The sequence below is a fragment of the Paenisporosarcina sp. FSL H8-0542 genome (assembly GCF_038632915.1).
In the GTDB taxonomy this organism is placed as follows: Bacteria; Bacillota; Bacilli; order Bacillales_A; family Planococcaceae; genus Paenisporosarcina.
In genome coordinates, this window is record NZ_CP152050.1 from 205,728 (window position 1) to 228,571 (window position 22,844).

Genomic DNA, 22,844 nt, shown 5'->3' on the forward strand with positions numbered 1-22,844 from the left:
ATGTGGCAAGTGCAAATGTACGGTAAACAACAATATCGTTTAAATTAGCCTCGGTTTAGGTACCCCTTCTATTAACCTCTAAATCCACTACCAATATTATTATTGGAATGATTCTCAACACCTTGGATTGTTGACTTTTTCAACACAACTTGATATTCTTTAATCTGTTGTTCTACTACACTAGTGAACTAAAGCGCAAAGGAGATTATATAGATGAATGCTGTATTAATCGCTGTAGGAGTCATGCTGCTATTAAGCTTGTTGAGAGTTAACGTTGTGTTTGCATTACTTGTAGGGGCCGTTTCGGGTGGGCTAGCAGGTGGTTTAACCATGACAGATACAATCACTGCTTTTACAGACGGACTAGGCGGAGGGGCTTCCATTGCGTTGAGCTATGCATTGCTCGGTGGGTTTGCCGTCGCTATTTCTAAAACAGGGATTCCAGAGCTTCTTGTTGCAAGCATACTAAAACTAATTAAAAAAGATGGAGAAACAGAAAAGACCGCTTTGGCTAAAACGCTCATTATTTTGACGTTACTATTAATGGCTGTATTCTCCCAGAATTTAATCCCTATTCATATTGCTTTTATTCCATTACTTGTACCTCCCATTTTGAATGTAATGAATATGCTTAAACTTGATCGTCGGCTGATTGCATCTGTTCTGACATTTGGTTTAACAGCACCTTATATTTTATTGCCGTATGGGTTCGGATTTATCTTCCATGAGATCATCGCAACGCAAATGGAAGCCGCGGGTCTTGCAATTGATATGAAAGATATCCCGTATGCCATGTTAATTCCAACAGGAGGATTGGTCGTCGGACTGTTGATTGCCATCTTCTTTTCTTACAGAAGACCAAGAGAGTATGAACAAGATATTACTATAGAAGCTTCAGAAGCAATTCTAGTTAGTAAAAAAGATATTGTCTTTACAATTGTTGCGTTAGTTGCTGCTCTCGTAGCTCAAATACAAACCGAGTCAATGATAATTGGAGCTCTTGCTGGAATTCTGACGCTGTACGTTGCTGGAGTTCTCAAATGGAAGGAAGCCGATAACTTATTAACTGAAGGTATGCGCATGATGGCATTCATCGGTTTCGTAATGATTGCTGCAAATGGATTTGCTTCTGTTATTCAAGCAACTGGAGACATTGAATCATTGGTAGGCAGTGCTTCTTCATTATTAGAAGGAAACAAAGCGCTCGCAGCAATGCTCATGCTTGTCATTGGATTATTAATCACGATGGGAATTGGTTCTTCATTCGCGACGATACCGATTATCGCAGCAATCTTCGTGCCGCTTGCTGTAGAGTTCGGATTCAGCACGCTCGCCATTATTTCTTTGATTGGCACAGCTGGTGCACTTGGAGATGCTGGATCGCCAGCGTCAGATAGTACGCTGGGACCAACTGCTGGATTGAATGTAGACGGCCAACACAATCACATTTGGGATACGTGCGTACCGACGTTTATCCATTACAATATTCCGCTACTGGTTTTCGGTTGGATTGCGATTATGGTTCTTTAATGGAAGAACTTAATGTTCGGACAATTACTCAAGCTATTGAAAGAAAAAAGGATTCATCATACAATAGGAAAGCGATAAAAAGAATTTCGTGAAACCACTTGCGTTATTCTTTTTCTTTATGTATAATATTGAAGTTGGTCTTTATCTGACTGCGATGATGCGAGAGGTTACCGACACACCCGGCCGCTTTGCCATGGCGGGATGTTGGAAAATTTTCGTTGAGAATGTCTAGTAAATAGGCGAAAAGGAGGGAAAATTATGGCAAAACAAAAAATTCGTATCCGTTTGAAAGCGTATGATCATCGAATTCTTGATCAGTCTGCTGAAAAAATTGTGGAAACTGCGAAACGTTCAGGTGCAAGTGTATCAGGTCCGATTCCACTTCCAACTGAGAAGTCTGTGTACACAATTCTTCGTGCGGTTCACAAGTACAAAGATTCTCGTGAACAATTCGAAATGCGTACGCATAAACGTCTGATCGATATCGTTAACCCAACACCACAAACTGTTGATGCGTTAATGAAGCTTGACTTACCATCTGGCGTTGATATTGAAATCAAACTTTAATGGTAAACAACAAATAGAACTAAACACAATTACTGTAGGAGGTGTGACAAATGACCAAAGGAATCTTAGGTAGAAAAATCGGTATGACGCAAGTATTTGCTGAGAACGGTGACTTAATCCCTGTAACTGTAATTGAGGCGTCTCCAAACGTAGTGCTTCAAAAGAAATCAGTTGAAACAGACGGCTACGAAGCGATCCAGTTAGGTTTTGAAGATAAGCGTGAAAAGCTTTCTAACAAACCTGCTAAAGGACACGTAGCAAAAGCTAGCACTGCTCCTAAGCGCTTCATCCGCGAATTCCGCGGCTTGAATATTGCTGAGTACGAAGTTGGTCAAGAAGTCAAGGTTGAAAGTTTCGCAGAAGGCGATGTAGTAGATGTATCAGGTGTGACAAAAGGTAAAGGTTTCCAAGGTGTTATTAAACGCCACGGACAATCTCGCGGACCTATGGCTCACGGATCTCGTTACCACCGTCGTCCTGGTTCAATGGGGCCTGTTGCTCCGAACCGCGTATTCAAACAAAAGAAATTACCTGGTCAAATGGGTGGCACAATGGTAACGATCCAAAACTTAGAAATCGTAAAAGTTGATGCTGATCGTAACTTGCTACTTGTTAAAGGTAATGTTCCTGGTTCTCGTAAAGCATTAGTAGTAGTTAAAACTGCTATCAAAGCTAACTAATTATATAGAGGAAGGAGGAAACAGGAATGCCAAAGGTATCTTTACTTAACCAAACAGGTTCATCTGTTGGTGAAATCGAATTAAACGATGCGGTTTTCGGAATCGCGCCAAACAGTAATGTATTATTTGATGCTGTAGTCGCTCAACGTGCGTCACTTCGTCAAGGTAATCATAAAGTTAAAAACCGTTCTGAAGTTGCTGGTGGTGGTCGTAAGCCATGGAAACAAAAAGGAACAGGTCGTGCTCGTCAAGGTTCGATTCGTTCTCCACAATGGCGTGGCGGTGGTGTTGTATTCGGTCCAGTTCCACGTAGCTACAGCTACAAATTACCGAAGAAAGTTCGTCGCTTAGCTCTACGTTCTGCTCTTTCTGCGAAAGTGTTAGAAGAGAATTTCGTAGTTCTTGAAGGCTTAGCTTTCAACGCACCAAAAACTAAAGATTTCTTGAAAGTGTTGAAAGACCTTTCTATCGAGAAAAAAGCTTTGTTCGTTACAGCTGAACTTGATGAAAACGTAGCATTATCTGCTCGTAACATCCCAGGAGTAACAGTCGTAACAGCAACAGGCATTAATGTTCTTGACTTGCTTGGACACGACAAAATTGTTGTGACAAAAGCTGCAGTAGAAAAAATCGAGGAGGTGCTTGGATAATGGAAGCACGTGATATTATTAAACGTCCGGTCATTACCGAGCGTTCTTCTGAAATCATGGAAGAGAAAAAGTACACTTTCTTAGTGGACACTCGCGCCAACAAAACTCAAGTTAAACACGCAATCGAAGAAATCTTTGGAGTAGATGTTGAGAAAGTTAACATCATGAACTACAAAGGTAAATTCAAACGCGTTGGTAAATTTGGTGGATACACTAACAAACGCCGTAAAGCAATTGTTAAGTTGACTGCTGATAGCAAAGACATCGAATTATTCGAAGTTTAATCCATACAGGATTCAAATTGAACTAACAAGAAGGAGGGAATAAACATGGCGATTAAAAAGTACAAACCTACCTCCAATGGTCGACGTAACATGACAGCTTCTGATTTCGCTGAAATCACGACTAACAAGCCTGAGAAATCATTGCTTGAGCCTGTCAAACGTAAAGGCGGCCGTAATAACCAAGGTAAGTTAACTGTTCGTCATCATGGTGGCGGCCATAAGCGTCAATACCGTGTCATCGATTTCAAACGATTTAAAGATGGCATTCCAGGACGCGTTGCTACTATTGAGTATGATCCAAACCGCTCTGCGAATATTGCATTAATTAACTACTTAGACGGTGAAAAACGTTACATCCTAGCACCTAAAGGCTTAGAAGTTGGCATGACTATCATGTCAGGTCCAGAAGCTGATATCAAAGTAGGTAACGCACTACCATTACAAAACATCCCTATGGGTTCTACAATCCATAACATCGAAATGAAACCTGGTAAAGGTGGACAATTAGTACGTTCTGCTGGTACTTCTGCGCAAGTACTTGGTAAAGAAGATAAGTACGTAATTATTCGTCTTCAATCTGGTGAAGTTCGCATGATTTTGGGAACTTGCCGTGCTACAATTGGTCAAGTTGGTAATGAACAACATGAGTTAATCAACATCGGTAAAGCAGGTCGTAACCGTTGGTTAGGTAAACGCCCAACTGTACGTGGATCTGTAATGAACCCGAACGACCACCCACACGGTGGTGGTGAAGGACGTTCTCCAATCGGTCGTAAATCACCAATGACTCCTTGGGGTAAACCAACTCTTGGTTACAAAACTCGTAAAAAGAAAAACAAATCCGACAAACTTATCATTCGTCGTCGTAAAAAATAATGTGATTCTTCTGCGGTTCGAACAGAGAGCCGTAGCGAGATCACTGAGGGAGGTTCCAAAATGGGTCGTAGCTTGAAAAAAGGACCTTTTGTTGATGACCATCTTATGAAGAAGGTTGACGCACAAAAGGACTCTGAGAAAAAACAAGTGATCAAAACTTGGTCTCGCCGTTCAACAATTTTCCCGACTTTTATCGGATTAACGATCGCAGTATATGACGGACGTAAACACGTTCCTGTATATGTGACTGAAGATATGGTAGGGCACAAATTGGGCGAATTCGCACCAACACGTGCGTATAAAGGCCATGGCAATGACGATAAGAAAACAAGACGCTAATTGAGAGGAGGATATCCTGATGCAAGCTAAAGCTATTGCTAAAACAGTGCGTATTGCCCCTCGTAAAGTACGATTAGTCGTTGATTTAATCCGAGGCAAGCAAATCGGTGAAGCAGTTGCGATTTTGCGCCTTACACCTAAGGCGGCATCACCTGTTGTTGAAAAGGTGTTGAAATCTGCGGTTGCAAACGCTGAGCACAACTATGATTTAGATGTAAATAAACTAGTTATTTCTGAAGTTTTTGTTGACGAAGGTCCAACATTAAAACGTTTCCGTCCACGTGCAATGGGGCGTGCAAGCGCAATTAACAAACGCACAAGCCACATTACAATCGTGGTATCTGAGAAGAAGGAGGGATAATTCGTGGGTCAAAAAGTACATCCAATAGGATTACGTATCGGCATTATTCGTGACTGGGAGTCTAAATGGTACGCAGAAAAAGACTATGCAACTCTTCTTCACGAAGACTTAAAAATTCGTAGCTACATCGAAACACGTTTGAAAGAGGCTTCTGTTTCTAAAGTAGAAATCGAGCGCGCTGCAAACCGTGTTAATGTTACAATTCACACTGCGAAACCAGGTATGGTAATTGGTAAAGGTGGTACTGAAGTGGAAGCACTTCGTAAAAACCTAAACGCTACTACTGGCAAGCGTGTTCATATCAACATCGTTGAAATCAAACGTGCGGATCTAGACGCAAAATTAGTTGCTGAAAACATTGCGCGTCAATTAGAAAACCGCGTATCTTTCCGTCGTGCACAAAAACAATCATTACAACGCACTATGCGTGCAGGCGCTAAAGGTATTAAAACTCAAGTATCTGGACGTCTAGGCGGCGCTGACATCGCGCGTGCTGAACACTACAGTGAAGGAACTGTACCACTTCATACTTTACGTGCTGACATTGATTATGCACACGCTGAAGCTGACACAACTTATGGTAAGCTTGGTGTTAAAGTCTGGATCTATCGTGGTGAAGTCCTTCCAGTTAAGAAGAATTCTGTGGAAGGAGGCAAATAATATGTTAATGCCTAAACGCGTTAAATATCGTCGCGAACACCGCGGAAAAATGCGCGGAGAAGCGAAAGGCGGTAAAGAAATCACTTTCGGTGAATTCGGCTTACAAGCTGTTGAAGCTAGCTGGATCACTAACCGTCAAATCGAGTCTTCTCGTATTGCAATGACACGTTACATGAAACGTGGCGGTAAAGTATGGATTAAAATTTTCCCACATAAACCTTACACTAAAAAGCCTCTTGAGGTTCGAATGGGTTCCGGTAAAGGTTCTCCTGAAGGTTGGGTAGCGGTAGTTAAACCAGGAAAGATCATGTTCGAAATCGCTGGTGTCTCTGAAGAGGTAGCACGCGAAGCACTTCGACTTGCATCACATAAGCTTCCTGTGAAATGTAAAATCGTAAAACGTGAAGAAATTGGTGGTGAATCTAATGAAAGCTAATGAACTCCGTGACCTTACCACTGCAGAAATCGAACAAAAAGTGAAATCACTGAAAGAAGAGCTTTTCAACCTTCGCTTCCAATTGGCGACTGGTCAATTAGAAAACACAGCTCGCATTAGCCAAGTACGTAAAGCTATTGCGCGTATGAAAACTGTGATTCGTGAAAGAGAAATCAGTGCAAATAACTGATAAAGGAGGTTTTCGAGCATGACTGAGCGTAACCAACGCAAAGTATACACGGGCCGTGTTGTTTCTGACAAAATGGACAAAACTGTAACTGTTATGGTAGAAACATACAAAAAGCATAAGCTTTACGGTAAGCGTGTTAAGTACTCTAAAAAGTTCAAGGCGCATGATGAGCAAAACGAAGCTAAATTAGGCGACGTAGTTCGTATCATGGAAACTCGTCCGTTGTCTGCTACAAAACGTTTCCGCCTAGTGGAAGTTGTAGAAAAAGCGGTTATTATCTAAATAGAAATTTCGGAACAGACCAAATTCCGAGAGGAGGTTACCTAAGTGATCCAACAAGAGAGTCGTATGAAAGTTGCTGACAACTCAGGTGCACGTGAAGTTTTAACAATTAAAGTGCTTGGTGGTTCTGGTCGTAAAACTGCTAACATCGGCGATATCGTCGTGTGTACAGTTAAGAAAGCAACACCAGGTGGCGTTGTCAAGAAGGGTGACGTCGTTAAAGCTGTTATCGTTCGCACTAAAAGCGGTGTACGCCGTAAAGACGGTACTTATATCAAATTCGATGAAAACGCATGCGTTATCATTCGTGACGATAAAGGCCCGCGCGGAACTCGTATTTTCGGACCTGTTGCACGTGAATTACGTGACAATAGCTTCATGAAAATCGTATCTTTAGCTCCGGAAGTTCTTTAATCAACTCGAAAGTGCTAAACAAGGAGGTGCGACAGAATGCATGTTAAAAAAGGCGACAAAGTTATGGTGATCTCAGGGAAAGAAAAAGGCAAAACTGGTACAATCATTGCTGCTTTTCCAAAGAAAGACCGTGTGCTAGTTGAGGGTATGAATCTTGTGAAAAAGCACATGAAACCAAACCAGGCAAATCCACAAGGTGGAATTGTCAGCCAAGAGGCATCAATTCACGTATCGAACGTTATGTTAATCGACCCTAAATCAGGCGAGCCGACTCGCGTAAGTTATAAAGTGGAAGATGGCAAAAAAGTTCGTGTTGCAAAAAAATCTGGCGAACAAATCGATAAATAAGTAAAAGAAGAAGGGAGGTACACACATGAACCGCCTAAAAGAAAAATTTCTTAAGGAAGTTTCTCCTGCTCTAATGAGCAAGTTTGAATATAAATCAGTAATGCAAGTGCCACAAGTGGACAAAATCGTTATCAACATGGGTGTTGGTGACGCTGTTCAAAACACTAAAGCACTTGACGCTGCTGTAGAAGAATTAACTATCATCACAGGTCAAAAACCTGTTGTAACTAAAGCTAAGAAATCAATCGCTGGCTTCCGTCTTCGTGAAGGTATGCCAATCGGCGCGAAAGTAACATTACGCGGTGAGCGTATGTACGAATTCTTGGACAAATTAATTGCTATCTCTCTTCCACGTGTACGTGACTTCCGTGGTGTTTCTAAAAAAGCATTCGACGGTCGCGGTAACTACACATTAGGTGTGAAAGAACAATTGATCTTCCCTGAAATCGACTACGATAAAGTGTCTAAAGTACGCGGTATGGATATCGTAATTGTAACAACTGCGAACTCTGACGAAGAAGCTCGTGAGTTACTAACACAATTCGGAATGCCGTTCCAAAAGTAAACATAAGGGAGGCGTAAACGTGGCTAAAAAATCAATGATCGCTAAACAAAAGCGCACGCCAAAGCATAATGTACAAGCTTACACACGTTGTGAACGTTGCGGACGTCCGCATTCGGTCTTACGTAAATTTAAACTTTGCCGTATTTGTTTCCGTGAACTTGCTTACAAGGGACAAATTCCTGGCGTGAAAAAAGCCAGCTGGTAATCCCCTAAACTGGGAAGGAGGTTAATGTAATGACAATGACAGATCCGATTGCAGATATGCTTACACGTATTCGTAACGCGAACATGGTTCGACACGAAAAACTGGAAGTACCTGCTTCAAACATGAAAAAAGAGATCGCTGAGATCCTTAAACGTGAAGGTTTTGTTCGTGACGTAGAGTATGTTGAAGATAGCAAACAAGGTATCATTCGCATTTTCTTGAAATACGGTCAAAACAACGAGCGCGTTATTACTGGTTTAAAACGTATTTCAAAACCTGGTCTTCGTGTATATGCGAAAACTAATGAAGTACCTAGAGTATTAAATGGACTTGGGATTGCTTTAGTTTCAACTTCTAATGGTCTATTAACTGATAAAGAAGCACGCGCTAAACAAGTTGGCGGCGAAATCGTAGCTTACGTTTGGTAAAAAGCAACAAACGAATGGAGGTGCAAATAAATGTCTCGTGTAGGTAAAAAACCAATTGAGGTTCCTGCTGACGTTACTGTAACAATTGGTGCAAACAATGAAGTTACTGTAAAAGGTCCAAAAGGCGAGCTTACTCGTACTTTTAATGCAGATATTAAAATCGAAAAAGAAGAAAACGTTGTTACTTTAACACGTCCTTCTGAATCTAAAGAACACCGTACGATTCACGGTACAACTCGTGCTTTGCTTGCAAACATGGTTGAAGGTGTATCTAAAGGGTTCGAACGCAATCTTGAATTAGTTGGTGTTGGTTACCGTGCTTCTTTACAAGGTGAAAAACTTGTATTGAACGTTGGTTACTCTCATCCAGTAGAATTTACTCCTGAAGATGGCTTAATTGTAGAAGTTCCTACAAACACTAAGATCAGCATCAAAGGAATTAACAAAGAGCGCGTTGGTGCATTAGCATCTAACATCCGTCAAACACGTCCACCAGAGCCGTATAAAGGTAAAGGTATTCGTTATGAAGGCGAAGTTGTTCGTCGTAAAGAAGGTAAAACAGGTAAATAATGCTGCCTAAGCATTAGAAAGGAGTGACCTCTGTGATTACGAAACAAGATAAAAATCAAGTTCGTAAAAAACGTCATGCACGTGTACGTTCTAAAATCACGGGTACAGCTGAACGTCCTCGTTTAAACGTATTCCGTTCTAATAAACATCTATACGCGCAATTGATCGATGATACTGCTGGTGTAACACTTGTAAGTGCTTCTACTATGGAAAAAGATTTCGATGGTAAAGGTAATGTAGAGTCTGCAATTGCAATCGGTGAATCAATCGCTAAACGTGCTACGGAAAAAAACATCAAATCTGTTGTATTCGACCGTGGCGGTTACTTATATCATGGACGCGTTAAAGCTTTAGCTGAAGCTGCTCGCGAAAATGGCTTAGAATTTTAATAAGAAGGAGGGACACATTTCATGCGTCGCATTGATCCAAACAAACTTGAACTTGAAGAACGCGTTGTTACTATTAACCGCGTAGCTAAAGTTGTAAAAGGTGGACGTCGTTTCCGCTTCACTGCATTGGTTGTTGTTGGTGACAAGAATGGCCACGTAGGATTCGGTACTGGTAAAGCACAAGAAGTACCTGATGCTATCCGTAAAGCAGTAGAAGATGCGAAGAAAAACCTGATCGAAGTGCCTATGGTACGTGGTACTACTCCACACTTAATTATCGGTAACTTTGGCGCTGGTGAAATCTTAATCAAGCCTGCTGCTCCTGGTACTGGTGTTATCGCTGGTGGTCCAGTTCGTGCTGTACTTGAGCTAGCTGGTATTACTGATATTCTTTCTAAATCTCTTGGTTCTAACACACCAATCAACATGGTACGTGCTACAATCAATGGCTTAACTGGACTAAAACGTGCTGAGGACGTTGCTAAATTACGCGGCAAATCAGTTGAAGAGTTACTAGGTTAAGGGGGGAAATGACAATGGCAAAATTACAAGTTACCCTCACTAAAAGCGTGATCGGTTCTAAACCAGATCAACGTAAAACTGTAGAAGCTCTTGGCTTACGTAAAATGCATCAAACTGTTGAGCATGCTGACAACGCAGCTATCCGTGGGATGGTTGGGAAAGTAGCTCATTTAGTTTCTGTAAAGGAACTATAAAACGTACTTTAGAATAAGGAGGTGCCACACATATGAAACTGCACGAGTTAAAACCGGCAGAAGGATCTCGTTCTGAGCGCAAGCGTAAAGGTCGCGGGATTGGTTCTGGTAATGGTAAAACTGCAGGTAAAGGTCATAAAGGTCAAAACGCTCGTTCTGGCGGCGGTGTTCGTCCAGGATTTGAGGGTGGTCAAAACCCATTGTTCCGACGCTTACCAAAACGCGGCTTTACGAACATTAACCGTAAAGAATACGCTATTGTGAACCTTGATACATTAAACCGTTTCGAAGAAGGCACAGAGGTTACACCTGCTTTGCTTATTGAAACAGGTTTTGTGAGCAGCGAAAAAGCTGGAATCAAGATTCTTGGTAACGGATCTCTTGACAAAAAGCTTATTGTGAAAGCTCACAAGTTCTCTGCTTCAGCTAAAGAAGCTATTGAAACTGCGGGCGGACAAACAGAGGTGGTATAATGTTTCAGACAATCTCCAACTTTATGCGCGTTAGAGATATACGAAATAAAATTGTATTCACTCTGTTGATGCTGATCGTTTTCCGTCTCGGAACTTTCATTCCGGTACCAAACGTTGATGCTCAAGTCTTGCAAGCAGCTGACCAGTATAGCTTAATTGGTTTCTTAAATACATTTGGTGGCGGTGCCCTTGCTAACTTCTCGATTTTAGCAATGGGAATCATGCCGTACATCACTGCATCCATCATTGTACAATTGCTACAAATGGATGTTGTACCGAAGTTTACGGAGTGGGCAAAACAAGGTGAAGTCGGAAGACGTAAACTTGCTCAGTTCACACGTTACTTCACAATCGTGTTGGCGTTCATTCAAGCGATGGCAATGTCTTACGGGTTTAACCGTATGTATGATGGCTCTTTAATTAAAGCCGATGGCATTTCAACGTATATTGTCATAGCTATTGTGTTAACAGGTGGAACTGCGTTCCTTCTTTGGTTATCTGAGCAGATCACTGCTAAAGGTGTCGGTAATGGTATTTCCATTATCATCTTTGCAGGTATCGTTGCTGCGATGCCAAGTACTGCTAACCAAATCTATGCGTCTCAAATTGAAGACGCTGGTGATCAATTATTCATCAAAATTGCGATTTTGGCACTTCTTCTTTTAGCGATTATTGCAATCACTGTAGGAGTCATTTACGTTCAACAAGCGTTACGTAAAATTCCGATTCAGTATGCAAAACGTGTAACTGGCCGTGGGACTACTGGTGCTCAACAGACACACTTACCGTTAAAAGTGAATGCAGCTGGTGTTATTCCAGTTATCTTCGCAGTGGCGTTTATCATTACACCACAAACACTTTCTACCTTCTTCGGACAGAATAAAGTAACAGATTTCATTCAGAACACGTTTGATTACTCGCAACCGGTGGGCATGCTCATCTATGTAGCGTTAATCGTTGCATTTACGTATTTCTATGCGTTCATTCAAGTGAATCCTGAAAATGTTGCCGATAACTTGAAAAAGCAAGGTGCATATATTCCAGGAATTCGTCCAGGAAAAAACACACAAGACTACTTAACAACAGTTTTGTACCGTTTAACTTTCGTGGGTGCGATTTTCCTTGCGCTAGTCGCAATCATGCCGATTTTGTTCATTAACTTTGCTGGTCTTCCAGCTGCTGCACAAATCGGTGGAACAAGCTTGTTAATCGTTGTCGGTGTTGCACTGGAAACGATGAAACAGCTCGAAGCACAACTAGTGAAACGCCACTACAAAGGCTTCATGAAATAATGTTGGTTTAGAGGAACGATTTCGTTCCTTTTAACCTGCAAATTGTAGCAGGGGGCAAAACGTATGAATATCGTTTTAATGGGTCTGCCAGGTGCAGGTAAAGGCACTCAAGCAGATAAAATTGTTGAGAAGTACGAAATCCCTCATATTTCTACAGGCGACATGTTCCGAGCAGCTATAAAAGATGTTACGGAACTAGGCCTAAAAGCCAAAGCGTTTATGGATGAGGGTGCATTAGTACCTGATGAAGTAACGATCGGAATTGTCCGTGAAAGATTAAGCAAAGCTGATTGTGAAAAAGGATTTCTATTGGACGGGTTTCCACGTACTGTTCCTCAAGCTGAAGCACTTGATGCGCTTTTAGCAGATTTGAACAAAGACGTAGAGCACGTTTTGAACATCCAAGTTGAACAAGAAGAGTTGATTAAGCGCCTAACTGGTCGTCGCATCTGTAAAGTCTGCGGCACTGCGTACCATTTAATCTTCAATCCATCTCAAAAAGATGGAGTGTGTGATAAAGATGGAGGCGAGCTTTACCAGCGCGCGGATGACAATCCGGAAACGGTCTCAAACCGTCTGGAAGTAAATATGAAACAAACACAACCTTTGCTTGACTATTATGGCAACAAAGGCGTGTTGACAAATATTAACGGTCAGCAAGACATTCATAAGGTATTTGCTGATTTAAACGCTCTTTTAGAGGGCAACCGCAGCTGAACCTAGCGGCACGCTTGTAAACGGAATTTAATTTCTAGAGCTGCAAAAGCAAATTATGCCCGATATACGAAAGAACGAAATAGACAATGTTACGTCTAAGAGGATCCCTTTGTCCTTTCGTGCATTTCTACTTCCGACAAGGTATAATGGGTTTCGTGGAAGCATCTGTGTAACGGATATGGTGGAACTCATCCAAGGCATTCCGAGCGGTCGTGTTTACATGAGGGAGACAAGGTTCACCCGGGTCAGTCTACTCCGTAGGTTGCCAGAAGCGAAGCCTGACGAGTGTCTTTCGAACATCTCTCATGCAAAACAAACATATGTTGAAACGAAAAGAATCCTACACGGGTTTCGATTTGCGGAACATTCCGTTTGATTTGATGATGAGAACCTGATTTTTTATACAGAAGGGAGACAGGGTTGATGGCGAAAGACGATGTAATTGAAGTCGAAGGTACAGTTGTTGAGACTTTGCCAAACGCGATGTTTAAGGTAGAATTGGAAAACGGTCATACGATTCTTGCACATGTTTCGGGCAAAATCCGTATGCACTTTATCCGCATCCTGCCTGGAGATAAAGTCACAATTGAACTTTCTCCTTACGATTTAACTCGCGGTCGTATCACATACCGTTTTAAATAATCTTTTGCACTCCGGACCACTAAGGAGGTTGGGTTAGATGAAAGTGAGACCATCTGTGAAACCGATCTGCGAAAAATGTAAAGTTATTCGCCGACGCGGTAAAGTAATGGTAATCTGTGAAAATCCTAAACATAAACAAAAACAAGGCTAATTTGAAGGAGGTGCACGACACACATGGCTCGTATTGCTGGTGTTGACATTCCGCGCGATAAACGCGTTGTTATTTCATTAACATATATTTTCGGGATTGGTAAAACAACTGCACAAAAAGTTTTAGCTACTGCAGGAGTTGCTGAAGATACACGCGTGCGTGATCTTACAGAAGACGAATTGAACAAAATTCGTGAATCAATCGGTGCTTTCAAGGTAGAAGGTGACCTTCGCCGTGAAGTATCATTAAACATTAAACGCTTGATGGAAATCGGTTCATTCCGTGGTATCCGTCATCGTAGAGGTTTACCTGTTCGCGGTCAAAATACGAAGAACAATGCGCGTACGCGTAAAGGTCCTCGTAAAACTGTTGCTAACAAGAAAAAATAATCGGTAAAGGAGGTTTCTTCCTAACATGGCACGTAAACAACAAACACGTAAGCGTCGTGTGAAAAAGAATATCGAATCCGGTATTGCTCACATCCGCTCTACATTTAACAACACAATTGTAACGATTACAGATATGCAAGGAAATGCGGTATCTTGGTCAAGTGCTGGTTCACTTGGTTTCAAAGGTTCTCGTAAATCAACTCCGTTTGCTGCGCAAATGGCTGCTGAAGCAGCGGCGAAAGCTTCTGTGGAACATGGTCTTAAGACGTTAGAAGTAACGGTAAAAGGTCCTGGTGCTGGTCGTGAAGCTGCAATTCGTGCACTTCAAGCTGCTGGTCTAGATGTTACAGCTATTAAAGATGTAACTCCAGTTCCGCATAACGGTTGCCGACCACCAAAACGTCGTCGCGTGTAATAGGTGCGACTCAATTAATTGATTGAGAACATCATTTCTTGTACAAACTGAGTTGTGCAATCACCGATAAGTCTTAGTACTTATTGATTTCTGATGGAACGAACCTATACATTCGATGTTTTGAAGGAGGGTATATTTGAATGATCGAAATTGAAAAACCAAAGATTGAAACGGTTGAGATCAGCGAAGGTGCCAAATTTGGCAAGTTTGTTGTAGAACCGCTTGAGCGTGGATATGGAAACACATTAGGTAATTCCCTACGTCGTATCCTTTTGTCTTCTTTACCAGGGGCTGCTGTAACTTCTATTCAAATTGATGGCGTGCTTCACGAGTTCTCTACTATTGAGGGCGTAGTTGAAGATGTCGCTTCAGTTATTATGAACGTGAAGAAACTAGCTCTTAAAATCTACTCTGACGAAGAAAAAGTCATTGAGATTGATGTTAAAGGTGATGGAACGGTTACAGCTGCTGACATTACACATGACAGTGATGTAGAAATTTTAAATCCTGATCTCTATATTGCAACAATCGGTAAAAATGGTCATTTGCGTATGCGTATGTATGCACAACGCGGCCGCGGTTACACTCCTGCTGATCAAAACAAACGTGAGGATCTTCCTATCGGCGTGATCCCAATCGACTCTATATATACTCCAGTTTCACGCGTCAATTTCCAAGTAGAAAATACTCGTGTTGGTCAAATGACTAACTTCGATAAACTTTCTCTTGATGTGTGGACAGATGGCAGCATCGGTCCTAAAGAGGCGATTTCGCTTGGCGCGAAAATTTTAACGGAGCATTTAAATATCTTCGTTGGTATGACTGATGAGGCAAAAACTGCTGAAATCATGGTTGAGAAAGAAGAAGACCAAAAAGAAAAAGTGTTGGAGATGACTATCGAAGAGCTTGATCTTTCTGTTCGTTCTTATAACTGCTTGAAGCGCGCTGGTATCAACACGGTACTTGAGTTAGCTAACAAGTCAGAAGACGACATGATGAAAGTACGTAACCTTGGACGTAAATCACTAGAAGAAGTAAAAGCGAAGTTAGAAGAGCTTGGCTTAGGATTACGCAAAGAAGACTAAGCGACTTTTTTGATATAACAGATTAATATTCAACAAAGGAGGTAAACATCTATGGGTTACAGAAAACTTGGTCGTACAAGTTCTCAACGTAAAGCGATGTTACGTGACTTAACAACTGATTTGATCATCAACGAACGCATTCAAACGACAGAAGCTCGTGCGAAAGAACTTCGTTCAGTTGTTGAAAAAATGATTACATTAGGTAAACGTGGAGATTTGCATGCACGCCGTCAAGCTGCATCTTATATTCGTCGTGAACTAGTGACTGCTACTGATGAAGAAGGCACTGAAACAACAGTTTATGCTTTGCAAAAATTGTTTGATGATGTAGCACCACGCTACGCTGATCGTCAAGGCGGATACACACGTATTATGAAAATGGGACCTCGTCGTGGAGACGGAGCACCTGTTGTAGTGATTGAATTAGTTTAATCATCACAATTCGAAGAGGGTTCTAGGTTAGTAGCCGCCCTCTTCTTTTTAAAAGAAAAAGATTTATACGACATAATGAAAAGCAGAGCGTTACGATGAGCGGACCTTTTGGTAGCGTCTCGTCTAGCTCTACGCACCTCATTCACGTAGACGGTCTGAGCAACCGAATACGAAAAAGATATAGAAGAGCGCATTTCTCTGAATGAGGTGCGCGCTTTTTTATTTCATTGATAGAAAATATTTATTATTTGGATATCAGTGTAAGAATATATACTCAGTTTGCACCTTTCTGGTGCAAACTGTGTTTTTGTAATAGTGTAAAATAGAAACATTGATGAGAATGAGTTGAGTTCGAGCAGAGTAAGAGGAGGTCATATAGAGATGACAGAAATAATATCACTACATGAAGTCACCTATACATATTCACCAGAAGAAAAGGATGCGCGAAAAGCTGTAGAAAACATTTCTTTTTCTGTCAATGATGGCGAGTGGATTGCAATCGTTGGTCATAATGGTTCTGGTAAATCCACAATGGCGAAACTCATGAATGGACTGTTATTTCCTCAATCGGGGGAAGTACGTGTTCTTGGTGAAACGCTGAATGAAGAGAATTTATGGGATATTCGTTCACAAATGGGCATGGTATTTCAAAACCCAGACAATCAATTTGTCGGGGCTACCGTCCAGGACGATGTCGCTTTTGCTTTGGAAAATAACGGAGTTCCGTTTAAAGATATGGTTGTACGTGTGCACGAGTCCCTTGCGCAAGTGAAAATGGAAAAGTTCTTAGATAGTGAGCCGCATCATTTATCAGGTGGACAGAAGCAACGAGTAGCTATTGCGGGTGCATTGGCTTTAAAGCCGAGAATTCTTATCTTGGATGAAGCTACTTCTATGCTCGACCCACAAGGGCGGGAAGAAGTATTAACTACCGTTCGTAGATTACGGGAGAAAACACAGTTAACGGTTTTATCCATAACGCATGATCTCGAGGAAGCTTTACTTGCGGATCGCATTTTTGTAATGAATAACGGGCACAAATATGCTGAAGGCACACCAGCTGAAATTTTTTCTCGTGGAGAAGAACTGGTGGCACTTGGATTAGATCTGCCATTTGCCATGAAAATGGGCAGTCTATTACGTGCGAATGGAATAGCGTTAAAAAACGAACACATGTCAGAACAAGAGTTGGTGAATGATGTATGGACATCCAACTTCAACAAGTAGGGTATGCCTACGCCAAAGGGACACCTTTTGAAAAACGTGCACTATACGACGTGGATTTACTTATTCCTTCTGGTTCCTACCAGGCTATTATCGGACATACTGGCTCAGGGAAATCGACTTTACTGCAACATTTAAATGCATTATTGAAACCATCTGAAGGGTCAGTACAGCTTGGCGATATGACGATTGAAGCTGGCAAGAAAGCAAAGAACTTAAAATCGATCCGTCAGAAAATTGGCATCGTTTTTCAATTTCCTGAACATCAATTGTTTGATGAGACTGTATTGAAAGATATCATGTTTGGTCCTTTAAACTTTGGCGTACCAAAAGAAGAGGCGGAACGACGGGCACGTGTCTTAGCTGACCAACTGGGTTTACCTGAAGAAGTACTGGATAAGTCACCGTTCGATTTGTCGGGTGGTCAAATGCGACGAGTGGCCATTGCGGGTGTGTTGGCGATGGAACCTAGCGTCTTGGTATTAGATGAGCCTACAGCAGGTTTGGACCCTCGTGGACGTCAGGAAATCATGGATTTGTTCCACCAACTGCATGTAGAAAAAGGATTAACCACGGTTTTGGTAACCCATTCCATGGAAGATGCGGCGCGCTATGCAGATCGAGTAGCGATCATGCATGATGGCCGTTGTGTTCTAAGTGGCGATCCGGTCACTATTTTCGGAAATGAAGAGAGACTTGCTGAATATCGTTTAGCAGCACCACGTGTTGTACGTTTCCAACGTCAAGTTGAAGCTCGACTAGGTTATCCATTGGACAGACTCTGCTTGACAGAAGAACAGTTAGCGCTGGAAATAAGTCGTGTCGTTCAAAGGGAGCGTGATTCCTTATGATGGAAAAAATGATATTTGGTCGTTATATTCCAGGGGATTCATTTGTACATAAACTGGACCCTCGTTCGAAACTGGTATTTGTCTTTTTGTTTATTGCCATTGTCTTTTTGGCAAACAATGCTGTGACATATGCATTAATTCTTGCATTTACTTTAGGAACTGTTTTGCTATCACGTATTCGTCTATATTTCTTAATTAATGGGTTGAAACCCATCATGTTTTTACTCATATTTACTTTCCTGATACACATCTTCTTTACAAAAGAAGGAGACTTATTATGGAAATGGCATTTTATCGAAGTGTATGAAGAAGGACTGAGACAAGGTATTTTCATTTCCACTAGATTTTTGGTTCTGGTCTTTATCACATCCATTTTAACACTGACCACTTCGCCGATTTCAATAACAGATGGAATGGAAGTTCTATTGAACCCATTCAAACGTTTCAAATTACCCGTGCATGAACTCGCGTTGATGATGTCGATTTCGTTGCGCTTTATTCCAACATTGATGGATGAAACTGATAAAATTTTGAAAGCCCAGATGGCCCGCGGTTCAGATATTAGTACGGGCTCCATCAAAGAGCGAATCAAAGCGGTTGTGCCGTTACTCATCCCTTTGTTTGTCAGTGCATTTAAACGGGCTGAAGATTTAGCTGTAGCGATGGAAGTACGTGGCTACCGTGGTGGAGAAGGGCGAACACGATACCGTCAATTAAAGTGGGATTGGCGCGATAGTACGGCCCTCGCTATGTTAGGGCTTTTAACTTTATTACTATGGTGGCTCCGATCGTAAAACTGGAGGGAAAAATGCAGTGAAACGCTTAAAAGCAATTATCATGTATGACGGCTATGGATTTGCCGGCTATCAAGTACAGCCTAATGCACGGACGGTTCAGCTTGAATTAGAACGCGTCCTTACAAAAATGCACAAAGGGACAATCGTCCGTGTAGTGGCAAGTGGCCGCACAGATGCTGGTGTTCATGCGACTGGACAAGTCATCCATTTTGATACCGACCTGCAATTTCCCATCGAGCGATGGCAACGGGCACTAAATGTTCAGCTGCCCGGTGATATCCGCGTGGTGTCTGTTGAAGAAGTTTCAAGTGACTTTCATGCCCGATATGGTACTTCAGGCAAAGTATATCGATACAAATGGGGCTTAGGAGACGTTGAGAGCCCTTTTAAGCGTCATTACGTCGTATATATGCCTGGAATCAATCCGGACATCGAGCGAATGAGAGAAGCCGCTCAAGCGTTTTTAGGCACACATGATTTTACGAGTTTTTGTTCAGCTCGCACAGAAGTTGTCGACCGGGTGCGAACCATCAAACGATTGGAATTGCTTGAAAATGAGCATGGTGAACTTCATATGATCATTGAAGGCGACGGGTTTTTATATAATATGGTTCGCATCATTGCGGGGAATTTGTGGGAAGTTGGGATTGGTCGTCGCGAGCCGGGCGACATGGCACTAATGCTTGCCGCAATGGATCGCAAAAAGGCAGGTAAAACCGCGCCAGCACACGGTTTGTACTTGGAATCTGTATTTTATTCTGAATGAAGCAACACGTCCAGGTGTTTTAAAATAATTCCTTGACTTTTTGTTCCATACGTTATATGATGACACATGGTATTTCATTAACCCCACAATAAGCCCCGAAACTTGTTGTTGATGATGATATAGAAAATTTCAAATCAGATTAGATCGAATTAGGAGGACAAAATACATGCGTACAACATTCATGGCTAAAGGTCACGAAGTAGAGCGTAAATGGTTAGTAGTAGACGCAGAAGGCCAAACACTTGGTCGTTTAGCTTCTGAAGTAGCTGCTATCTTACGTGGAAAAAACAAACCAACATTCACACCACACGTTGACACAGGTGATCACGTGATCATTATCAACGCTGAGAAAATCGAATTGACTGGTAAAAAATTGACAGACAAAATTTACTACCGTCATACACAATTTGCTGGTGGATTGAAAAAACGTACTGCATTACAAATGCGTACAAACTACCCAACAAAAATGCTTGAATTAGCAATTAAAGGGATGCTTCCTAAAAACTCTTTAGGTCGTCAAACGTTCACTAAACTTCACGTATACGCTGGAGCAGAACATCCACATGCAGCACAAAAACCAGAAGCTTATGAGCTTCGCGGATAATCATAGAGGAGGATACAACCTTGGCACAAGTTCAATATATCGGCACAGGTCGTCGTAAAAGCTCAACTGCACGTGTACGTTTAGTACCGGGCGAAGGCAAAATCGTAATCAACAAACGTGACGTAGAAGACTACGTACCATTCGCAACATTACGCGAAATCATCAAACAACCATTAGTAGCAACTGAAACAGTTGGAAGCTACGATATCCATGTAAACGTTAATGGTGGTGGATACACAGGTCAAGCAGGCGCAATCCGTCATGGTATTGCTCGTGCACTACTTCATGTAGATCCTGATTTCCGTCCAGCATTGAAATCTGCAGGATTGTTAACTCGTGACTCACGCATGAAAGAACGTAAAAAATACGGTCTTAAAGGCGCTCGTCGTGCACCTCAGTTCTCAAAACGTTAATCTTCGGATTTTCAAAAACCCTTTCCCATTCGTGGGAGAGGGTTTTTTTGTGTATGGAAAATTGTTTTGACCACAGATCATAACTCAATGTACCTTTAAAATTTGTTAAGGTTTGCTCTTTTGCTGTTTTGTAAATATAGATCTTACTCGTCTTAACTGTTGTTCTATTTATTCGTATTCGTTGATATTAATGAATATAAGGAATCGGAGGAGGATAAATAATAGCAATTGTGTACACAAATTACGGTCCAATTGTAATTAAAAAAGGAAGGGAATTGAATAAGTGAAATCAAGCAAATTAAATGCAAGAATTATCGGAGTGCTTTATATTGTTGCGACGGTTACGGCAATCATAGGACTTATTTTGTATAATCCGATTCTCAATGACCCTGATTACCTCGTTTCGGGAGCTAAAAATGAAAACCAGATAATACTTGGGGCGATTTTTGAGTTGATTCTGGCATGTTCTGCTATTGGCACTGCCATTATGCTATATCCATATATAAGAAAACAAAATGAAAGTATTGCACGTGGGTATGTGTGTTTCCGTTTTTTTGAAGCCGTTCTCATTGTAATTGGCATAGTCAGCGTACTTTCTCTATTGACGTTGAGCCAGGTATTCGTAAGTTCAGATAATCCGAGTATATCCGCATATCAAACTTCAGGCGCATTGTTACTGGCAGTACATGACTGGACTTTTATTTTGGGTCCCAACTTCATGTTAGGTGTAAACACTTTGATGTATAGCTATTTGCTTTATCAATCTAAACTTGTACCCCGATTTATATCCGTCATGGGCCTTGCAGGAGCATCAATGATTATAATCGCAGCTTTGTTAGAAATGTTCGGAGTGATTCAGCAGGTTTCAACATGGGGAACCATCCTGGCAATCCCGATCTTCTTCTTTGAAATGATATTAGCGGTATGGCTGATCGTGAAAGGGTTCAATGCAAAAATGCTTCAATCTGCTTCGGTTTCATAATTGTTTACATGAACTTTTTAATTGCACCTCAGTTCTCAAAACGTTAATCTTCGGATTTTCAAAAACCCTTTCCCATTCTTGGGAGGGTTTTTTTGTTTTATCAATGTTTCCTTTTTATCTAATACTTTTAAGTTTGTTGCATAAAATAGCGAGGATGAACTTTATGAGGGACCGGGAATCTACCAAATTATGTAACGGGGGAAGAAAAATCGGTTATTATATTACGGTTGAAGAGAATGTGAATATTTACGTTGAGGATTTGAATCCTGGAAATGGCAAGCCCATTCTGTTTTTGCATGGGTGGCCAGCTAATCATAAAATGTTTGAATATCAGTTCGATCAGCTACCTGCAATGGGTTACCGCTGTATCGGAATCGATCATCGGGGATTTGGAAAATCTGATCGCCCTTGGGATGGTTATAATTATGATCGAATGGCTGATGATGTACGAGTTATAATCGATACGCTGCAATTGGAGGATGTCATTCTAGCTGGTCACTCAATGGGAGGTGCAATTGCCATACGCTATATGGCCCGCCATGAAGGCCATAAAATTTCAAAGTTGGCTCTTTTTGGCGCAGCTGCACCTTCCTTTACCGAACGTCCTGATTTTCTATATGGAAAAACAACAGAAGAAGTAAATCAATTGATTCAAGAAACGTACACCAATCGACCGCAAATGCTGGCTGGTTTTGGAGATGTTTTTTTCGCAAGGTATCTAACTGAAAGTTTTATTGATTGGTTTCAGAGTCTAGGATTAGAAGCTTCCGGTCATGCAACTGCCATGTGTCTCTTGGCACTAAGGGATGAAGACTTACGAAATGATCTAGCCGAAATCCATGTTCCTACCGCCATTTTCCATGGGAAACAAGATAAAGTATGTCCATATGTATTGGGCGAGTTAATGCATGAGGGTATAAAAGGATCGGAACTCATTCCTTTTTATTACAGTGGGCATGGGTTGTTCTATTGTGAGATGAAAAAATTTAATAGGGAGCTTGTTCGTTTTATCGGATAAAAAAGGAACAAGTTAGCAGATGGCTTCACTTATTAATAAGTTTAGTTGTTTGCAGGATGACAGAAGGACTTTTCAATTTGAAATATTTAAGAAAAGTAATCAT

38 protein-coding genes are annotated in these 22,844 nt (G+C 41.4%); all 38 read left to right on the top strand.

Translation table 11 applies throughout. The annotated features are described in order from the left end of the window. Window positions 1–213: 213 nt before the first annotated feature. Window positions 214–1,530, top strand: a complete 1,317-nt coding sequence (locus MHH33_RS01110) for a Na+/H+ antiporter family protein (RefSeq protein WP_342542693.1) — start codon at window positions 214–216, stop codon at window positions 1,528–1,530. Window positions 1,531–1,788: 258 nt separating this feature from the next. After that, entirely contained in the window at window positions 1,789–2,097 is a 309-nt protein-coding gene (gene rpsJ, locus MHH33_RS01115; protein WP_004233624.1) for a 30S ribosomal protein S10, read from the top strand. A gap of 50 nt (window positions 2,098–2,147) precedes the next feature. After that, window positions 2,148–2,777 (top strand): 50S ribosomal protein L3, encoded by a 630-nt coding sequence (rplC, locus tag MHH33_RS01120; RefSeq protein ID WP_269926748.1) that lies wholly within the window; start codon window positions 2,148–2,150, stop codon window positions 2,775–2,777. Between the two features lie 26 nt (window positions 2,778–2,803). Beyond that, window positions 2,804–3,427, top strand: a complete 624-nt coding sequence (gene rplD, locus MHH33_RS01125; protein WP_016429883.1) for a 50S ribosomal protein L4 — start codon at window positions 2,804–2,806, stop codon at window positions 3,425–3,427. Next, complete coding sequence (gene rplW, locus MHH33_RS01130) at window positions 3,427–3,711, top strand: 50S ribosomal protein L23 (protein WP_016429884.1); 285 nt, start codon at window positions 3,427–3,429, stop codon at window positions 3,709–3,711. Before rplD ends, rplW begins: the two co-directional genes overlap by 1 nt. 45 nt (window positions 3,712–3,756) lie before the next feature. Continuing rightward, window positions 3,757–4,587, top strand: a complete 831-nt coding sequence (gene rplB, locus MHH33_RS01135; protein ID WP_016429885.1) for a 50S ribosomal protein L2 — start codon at window positions 3,757–3,759, stop codon at window positions 4,585–4,587. 60 nt (window positions 4,588–4,647) lie between these two features. Then, window positions 4,648–4,926, top strand: a complete 279-nt coding sequence (rpsS, locus tag MHH33_RS01140) for a 30S ribosomal protein S19 (protein ID WP_016429886.1) — start codon at window positions 4,648–4,650, stop codon at window positions 4,924–4,926. 19 nt (window positions 4,927–4,945) lie between these two features. Further along, complete coding sequence (gene rplV, locus MHH33_RS01145; RefSeq protein WP_016429887.1) at window positions 4,946–5,287, top strand: 50S ribosomal protein L22; 342 nt, start codon at window positions 4,946–4,948, stop codon at window positions 5,285–5,287. A 3-nt stretch (window positions 5,288–5,290) separates the two neighbouring features. Continuing rightward, on the top strand, window positions 5,291–5,947 hold the full coding sequence (gene rpsC / locus MHH33_RS01150) for a 30S ribosomal protein S3 (protein ID WP_016429888.1): 657 nt from the start codon (window positions 5,291–5,293) through the stop codon (window positions 5,945–5,947). A 1-nt stretch (window position 5,948) separates the two neighbouring features. Further along, the gene (gene rplP / locus MHH33_RS01155) at window positions 5,949–6,383 is read left to right on the top strand and encodes a 50S ribosomal protein L16 (RefSeq protein WP_016429889.1); all 435 of its coding nucleotides are present in this window, start codon (window positions 5,949–5,951) and stop codon (window positions 6,381–6,383) included. Next, on the top strand, window positions 6,373–6,573 hold the full coding sequence (gene rpmC / locus MHH33_RS01160; protein ID WP_016429890.1) for a 50S ribosomal protein L29: 201 nt from the start codon (window positions 6,373–6,375) through the stop codon (window positions 6,571–6,573). Before rplP ends, rpmC begins: the two co-directional genes overlap by 11 nt. Before the next feature lie 18 nt (window positions 6,574–6,591). Continuing rightward, complete coding sequence (rpsQ, locus tag MHH33_RS01165) at window positions 6,592–6,855, top strand: 30S ribosomal protein S17 (protein ID WP_016429891.1); 264 nt, start codon at window positions 6,592–6,594, stop codon at window positions 6,853–6,855. Between the two features lie 45 nt (window positions 6,856–6,900). After that, window positions 6,901–7,269, top strand: coding sequence for a 50S ribosomal protein L14 (gene rplN / locus MHH33_RS01170; protein ID WP_016429892.1), 369 nt, complete (start codon window positions 6,901–6,903; stop codon window positions 7,267–7,269). A gap of 36 nt (window positions 7,270–7,305) precedes the next feature. Then, on the top strand, window positions 7,306–7,617 hold the full coding sequence (gene rplX / locus MHH33_RS01175) for a 50S ribosomal protein L24 (protein ID WP_016429893.1): 312 nt from the start codon (window positions 7,306–7,308) through the stop codon (window positions 7,615–7,617). A gap of 25 nt (window positions 7,618–7,642) precedes the next feature. After that, window positions 7,643–8,182: a 50S ribosomal protein L5 gene (gene rplE / locus MHH33_RS01180; protein WP_016429894.1), complete on the top strand. Its 540-nt coding sequence runs from the start codon at window positions 7,643–7,645 to the stop codon at window positions 8,180–8,182. Window positions 8,183–8,201: 19 nt separating this feature from the next. After that, on the top strand, window positions 8,202–8,387 hold the full coding sequence (locus MHH33_RS01185) for a type Z 30S ribosomal protein S14 (protein WP_016429895.1): 186 nt from the start codon (window positions 8,202–8,204) through the stop codon (window positions 8,385–8,387). Window positions 8,388–8,416: 29 nt separating this feature from the next. Beyond that, a complete protein-coding gene (gene rpsH / locus MHH33_RS01190; protein WP_016429896.1) occupies window positions 8,417–8,815 on the top strand; it encodes a 30S ribosomal protein S8 in 399 nt (132 codons plus the stop codon). 30 nt (window positions 8,816–8,845) lie between these two features. After that, window positions 8,846–9,385 (top strand): 50S ribosomal protein L6, encoded by a 540-nt coding sequence (gene rplF / locus MHH33_RS01195; protein ID WP_016429897.1) that lies wholly within the window; start codon window positions 8,846–8,848, stop codon window positions 9,383–9,385. Window positions 9,386–9,417: 32 nt separating this feature from the next. After that, window positions 9,418–9,774 carry a 50S ribosomal protein L18 gene (gene rplR / locus MHH33_RS01200; protein ID WP_016429898.1) on the top strand — a complete coding sequence of 119 codons (357 nt, stop codon included), beginning with the start codon at window positions 9,418–9,420 and terminating at the stop codon, window positions 9,772–9,774. A 21-nt stretch (window positions 9,775–9,795) separates the two neighbouring features. Then, window positions 9,796–10,296, top strand: coding sequence for a 30S ribosomal protein S5 (gene rpsE / locus MHH33_RS01205; protein WP_016429899.1), 501 nt, complete (start codon window positions 9,796–9,798; stop codon window positions 10,294–10,296). A 14-nt stretch (window positions 10,297–10,310) separates the two neighbouring features. Beyond that, window positions 10,311–10,490, top strand: coding sequence for a 50S ribosomal protein L30 (gene rpmD, locus MHH33_RS01210; RefSeq protein WP_016429900.1), 180 nt, complete (start codon window positions 10,311–10,313; stop codon window positions 10,488–10,490). A 32-nt stretch (window positions 10,491–10,522) separates the two neighbouring features. Then, the gene (gene rplO / locus MHH33_RS01215; protein WP_016429901.1) at window positions 10,523–10,963 is read left to right on the top strand and encodes a 50S ribosomal protein L15; all 441 of its coding nucleotides are present in this window, start codon (window positions 10,523–10,525) and stop codon (window positions 10,961–10,963) included. Then, window positions 10,963–12,255: a preprotein translocase subunit SecY gene (secY, locus tag MHH33_RS01220; protein WP_016429902.1), complete on the top strand. Its 1,293-nt coding sequence runs from the start codon at window positions 10,963–10,965 to the stop codon at window positions 12,253–12,255. Before rplO ends, secY begins: the two co-directional genes overlap by 1 nt. Window positions 12,256–12,318: 63 nt before the next feature. Further along, entirely contained in the window at window positions 12,319–12,972 is a 654-nt protein-coding gene (locus MHH33_RS01225) for an adenylate kinase (RefSeq protein WP_342542694.1), read from the top strand. Window positions 12,973–13,395: 423 nt separating this feature from the next. Beyond that, complete coding sequence (gene infA / locus MHH33_RS01230) at window positions 13,396–13,614, top strand: translation initiation factor IF-1 (RefSeq protein WP_016429904.1); 219 nt, start codon at window positions 13,396–13,398, stop codon at window positions 13,612–13,614. Between the two features lie 37 nt (window positions 13,615–13,651). Continuing rightward, entirely contained in the window at window positions 13,652–13,765 is a 114-nt protein-coding gene (gene rpmJ, locus MHH33_RS01235) for a 50S ribosomal protein L36 (protein ID WP_000868344.1), read from the top strand. 23 nt (window positions 13,766–13,788) lie between these two features. After that, window positions 13,789–14,154 (top strand): 30S ribosomal protein S13, encoded by a 366-nt coding sequence (gene rpsM, locus MHH33_RS01240; RefSeq protein WP_016429905.1) that lies wholly within the window; start codon window positions 13,789–13,791, stop codon window positions 14,152–14,154. A gap of 25 nt (window positions 14,155–14,179) precedes the next feature. Beyond that, the gene (rpsK, locus tag MHH33_RS01245; protein ID WP_016429906.1) at window positions 14,180–14,569 is read left to right on the top strand and encodes a 30S ribosomal protein S11; all 390 of its coding nucleotides are present in this window, start codon (window positions 14,180–14,182) and stop codon (window positions 14,567–14,569) included. A gap of 140 nt (window positions 14,570–14,709) precedes the next feature. Beyond that, window positions 14,710–15,654 (top strand): DNA-directed RNA polymerase subunit alpha, encoded by a 945-nt coding sequence (locus tag MHH33_RS01250; RefSeq protein ID WP_016429907.1) that lies wholly within the window; start codon window positions 14,710–14,712, stop codon window positions 15,652–15,654. Between the two features lie 51 nt (window positions 15,655–15,705). Continuing rightward, window positions 15,706–16,086, top strand: coding sequence for a 50S ribosomal protein L17 (rplQ, locus tag MHH33_RS01255; protein WP_016429908.1), 381 nt, complete (start codon window positions 15,706–15,708; stop codon window positions 16,084–16,086). Window positions 16,087–16,467: 381 nt separating this feature from the next. Further along, on the top strand, window positions 16,468–17,313 hold the full coding sequence (locus tag MHH33_RS01260) for an energy-coupling factor ABC transporter ATP-binding protein (RefSeq protein WP_342542695.1): 846 nt from the start codon (window positions 16,468–16,470) through the stop codon (window positions 17,311–17,313). Further along, window positions 17,289–18,161, top strand: a complete 873-nt coding sequence (locus tag MHH33_RS01265; RefSeq protein WP_342542696.1) for an energy-coupling factor ABC transporter ATP-binding protein — start codon at window positions 17,289–17,291, stop codon at window positions 18,159–18,161. Before MHH33_RS01260 ends, MHH33_RS01265 begins: the two co-directional genes overlap by 25 nt. Further along, window positions 18,158–18,955, top strand: a complete 798-nt coding sequence (locus tag MHH33_RS01270) for an energy-coupling factor transporter transmembrane protein EcfT (RefSeq protein WP_342542697.1) — start codon at window positions 18,158–18,160, stop codon at window positions 18,953–18,955. The genes MHH33_RS01265 and MHH33_RS01270 overlap by 4 nt, the downstream gene beginning before the upstream one ends. Window positions 18,956–18,974: 19 nt before the next feature. After that, complete coding sequence (truA, locus tag MHH33_RS01275; protein ID WP_016429912.1) at window positions 18,975–19,724, top strand: tRNA pseudouridine(38-40) synthase TruA; 750 nt, start codon at window positions 18,975–18,977, stop codon at window positions 19,722–19,724. 166 nt (window positions 19,725–19,890) lie between these two features. Continuing rightward, complete coding sequence (gene rplM, locus MHH33_RS01280; RefSeq protein WP_016429913.1) at window positions 19,891–20,328, top strand: 50S ribosomal protein L13; 438 nt, start codon at window positions 19,891–19,893, stop codon at window positions 20,326–20,328. Window positions 20,329–20,348: 20 nt separating this feature from the next. Then, entirely contained in the window at window positions 20,349–20,741 is a 393-nt protein-coding gene (gene rpsI / locus MHH33_RS01285; RefSeq protein ID WP_016429914.1) for a 30S ribosomal protein S9, read from the top strand. Window positions 20,742–21,024: 283 nt separating this feature from the next. Further along, complete coding sequence (locus MHH33_RS01290; RefSeq protein WP_016429915.1) at window positions 21,025–21,723, top strand: DUF4386 domain-containing protein; 699 nt, start codon at window positions 21,025–21,027, stop codon at window positions 21,721–21,723. Between the two features lie 163 nt (window positions 21,724–21,886). Next, the gene (locus MHH33_RS01295) at window positions 21,887–22,741 is read left to right on the top strand and encodes an alpha/beta hydrolase (RefSeq protein ID WP_342542698.1); all 855 of its coding nucleotides are present in this window, start codon (window positions 21,887–21,889) and stop codon (window positions 22,739–22,741) included. Window positions 22,742–22,844: the final 103 nt, after the last annotated feature.

Excerpts from the sequence above, each read along its gene's own strand:
- MHH33_RS01270 (WP_342542697.1), top strand. The coding sequence starts at position 18,158 with ATGATGGAAAAAATGATATTTGGTCGTTATATTCCAGGGGATTCATTT.
- MHH33_RS01250 (WP_016429907.1), top strand. The coding sequence starts at position 14,710 with ATGATCGAAATTGAAAAACCAAAGATTGAAACGGTTGAGATCAGCGAA.
- secY (WP_016429902.1), top strand. The coding sequence starts at position 10,963 with ATGTTTCAGACAATCTCCAACTTTATGCGCGTTAGAGATATACGAAAT.
- rplW (WP_016429884.1), top strand. The coding sequence starts at position 3,427 with ATGGAAGCACGTGATATTATTAAACGTCCGGTCATTACCGAGCGTTCT.
- MHH33_RS01110 (WP_342542693.1), top strand. The coding sequence starts at position 214 with ATGAATGCTGTATTAATCGCTGTAGGAGTCATGCTGCTATTAAGCTTG.
- rpsQ (WP_016429891.1), top strand. The coding sequence starts at position 6,592 with ATGACTGAGCGTAACCAACGCAAAGTATACACGGGCCGTGTTGTTTCT.
- rpsM (WP_016429905.1), top strand. The coding sequence starts at position 13,789 with ATGGCTCGTATTGCTGGTGTTGACATTCCGCGCGATAAACGCGTTGTT.
- rplB (WP_016429885.1), top strand. The coding sequence starts at position 3,757 with ATGGCGATTAAAAAGTACAAACCTACCTCCAATGGTCGACGTAACATG.
- rplE (WP_016429894.1), top strand. The coding sequence starts at position 7,643 with ATGAACCGCCTAAAAGAAAAATTTCTTAAGGAAGTTTCTCCTGCTCTA.
- MHH33_RS01265 (WP_342542696.1), top strand. The coding sequence starts at position 17,289 with ATGGACATCCAACTTCAACAAGTAGGGTATGCCTACGCCAAAGGGACA.
- rplP (WP_016429889.1), top strand. The coding sequence starts at position 5,949 with ATGTTAATGCCTAAACGCGTTAAATATCGTCGCGAACACCGCGGAAAA.
- rpsE (WP_016429899.1), top strand. The coding sequence starts at position 9,796 with ATGCGTCGCATTGATCCAAACAAACTTGAACTTGAAGAACGCGTTGTT.
- rpsK (WP_016429906.1), top strand. The coding sequence starts at position 14,180 with ATGGCACGTAAACAACAAACACGTAAGCGTCGTGTGAAAAAGAATATC.
- rpsJ (WP_004233624.1), top strand. The coding sequence starts at position 1,789 with ATGGCAAAACAAAAAATTCGTATCCGTTTGAAAGCGTATGATCATCGA.
- rpmJ (WP_000868344.1), top strand. The coding sequence starts at position 13,652 with ATGAAAGTGAGACCATCTGTGAAACCGATCTGCGAAAAATGTAAAGTT.
- rpsS (WP_016429886.1), top strand. The coding sequence starts at position 4,648 with ATGGGTCGTAGCTTGAAAAAAGGACCTTTTGTTGATGACCATCTTATG.
- rplD (WP_016429883.1), top strand. The coding sequence starts at position 2,804 with ATGCCAAAGGTATCTTTACTTAACCAAACAGGTTCATCTGTTGGTGAA.
- MHH33_RS01225 (WP_342542694.1), top strand. The coding sequence starts at position 12,319 with ATGAATATCGTTTTAATGGGTCTGCCAGGTGCAGGTAAAGGCACTCAA.
- infA (WP_016429904.1), top strand. The coding sequence starts at position 13,396 with ATGGCGAAAGACGATGTAATTGAAGTCGAAGGTACAGTTGTTGAGACT.
- rplV (WP_016429887.1), top strand. The coding sequence starts at position 4,946 with ATGCAAGCTAAAGCTATTGCTAAAACAGTGCGTATTGCCCCTCGTAAA.
- rplC (WP_269926748.1), top strand. The coding sequence starts at position 2,148 with ATGACCAAAGGAATCTTAGGTAGAAAAATCGGTATGACGCAAGTATTT.
- rplQ (WP_016429908.1), top strand. The coding sequence starts at position 15,706 with ATGGGTTACAGAAAACTTGGTCGTACAAGTTCTCAACGTAAAGCGATG.
- rplM (WP_016429913.1), top strand. The coding sequence starts at position 19,891 with ATGCGTACAACATTCATGGCTAAAGGTCACGAAGTAGAGCGTAAATGG.
- MHH33_RS01260 (WP_342542695.1), top strand. The coding sequence starts at position 16,468 with ATGACAGAAATAATATCACTACATGAAGTCACCTATACATATTCACCA.
- rplO (WP_016429901.1), top strand. The coding sequence starts at position 10,523 with ATGAAACTGCACGAGTTAAAACCGGCAGAAGGATCTCGTTCTGAGCGC.
- rpsH (WP_016429896.1), top strand. The coding sequence starts at position 8,417 with ATGACAATGACAGATCCGATTGCAGATATGCTTACACGTATTCGTAAC.
- rpmD (WP_016429900.1), top strand. The coding sequence starts at position 10,311 with ATGGCAAAATTACAAGTTACCCTCACTAAAAGCGTGATCGGTTCTAAA.
- rplX (WP_016429893.1), top strand. The coding sequence starts at position 7,306 with ATGCATGTTAAAAAAGGCGACAAAGTTATGGTGATCTCAGGGAAAGAA.
- rplF (WP_016429897.1), top strand. The coding sequence starts at position 8,846 with ATGTCTCGTGTAGGTAAAAAACCAATTGAGGTTCCTGCTGACGTTACT.
- MHH33_RS01295 (WP_342542698.1), top strand. The coding sequence starts at position 21,887 with ATGAGGGACCGGGAATCTACCAAATTATGTAACGGGGGAAGAAAAATC.
- rpmC (WP_016429890.1), top strand. The coding sequence starts at position 6,373 with ATGAAAGCTAATGAACTCCGTGACCTTACCACTGCAGAAATCGAACAA.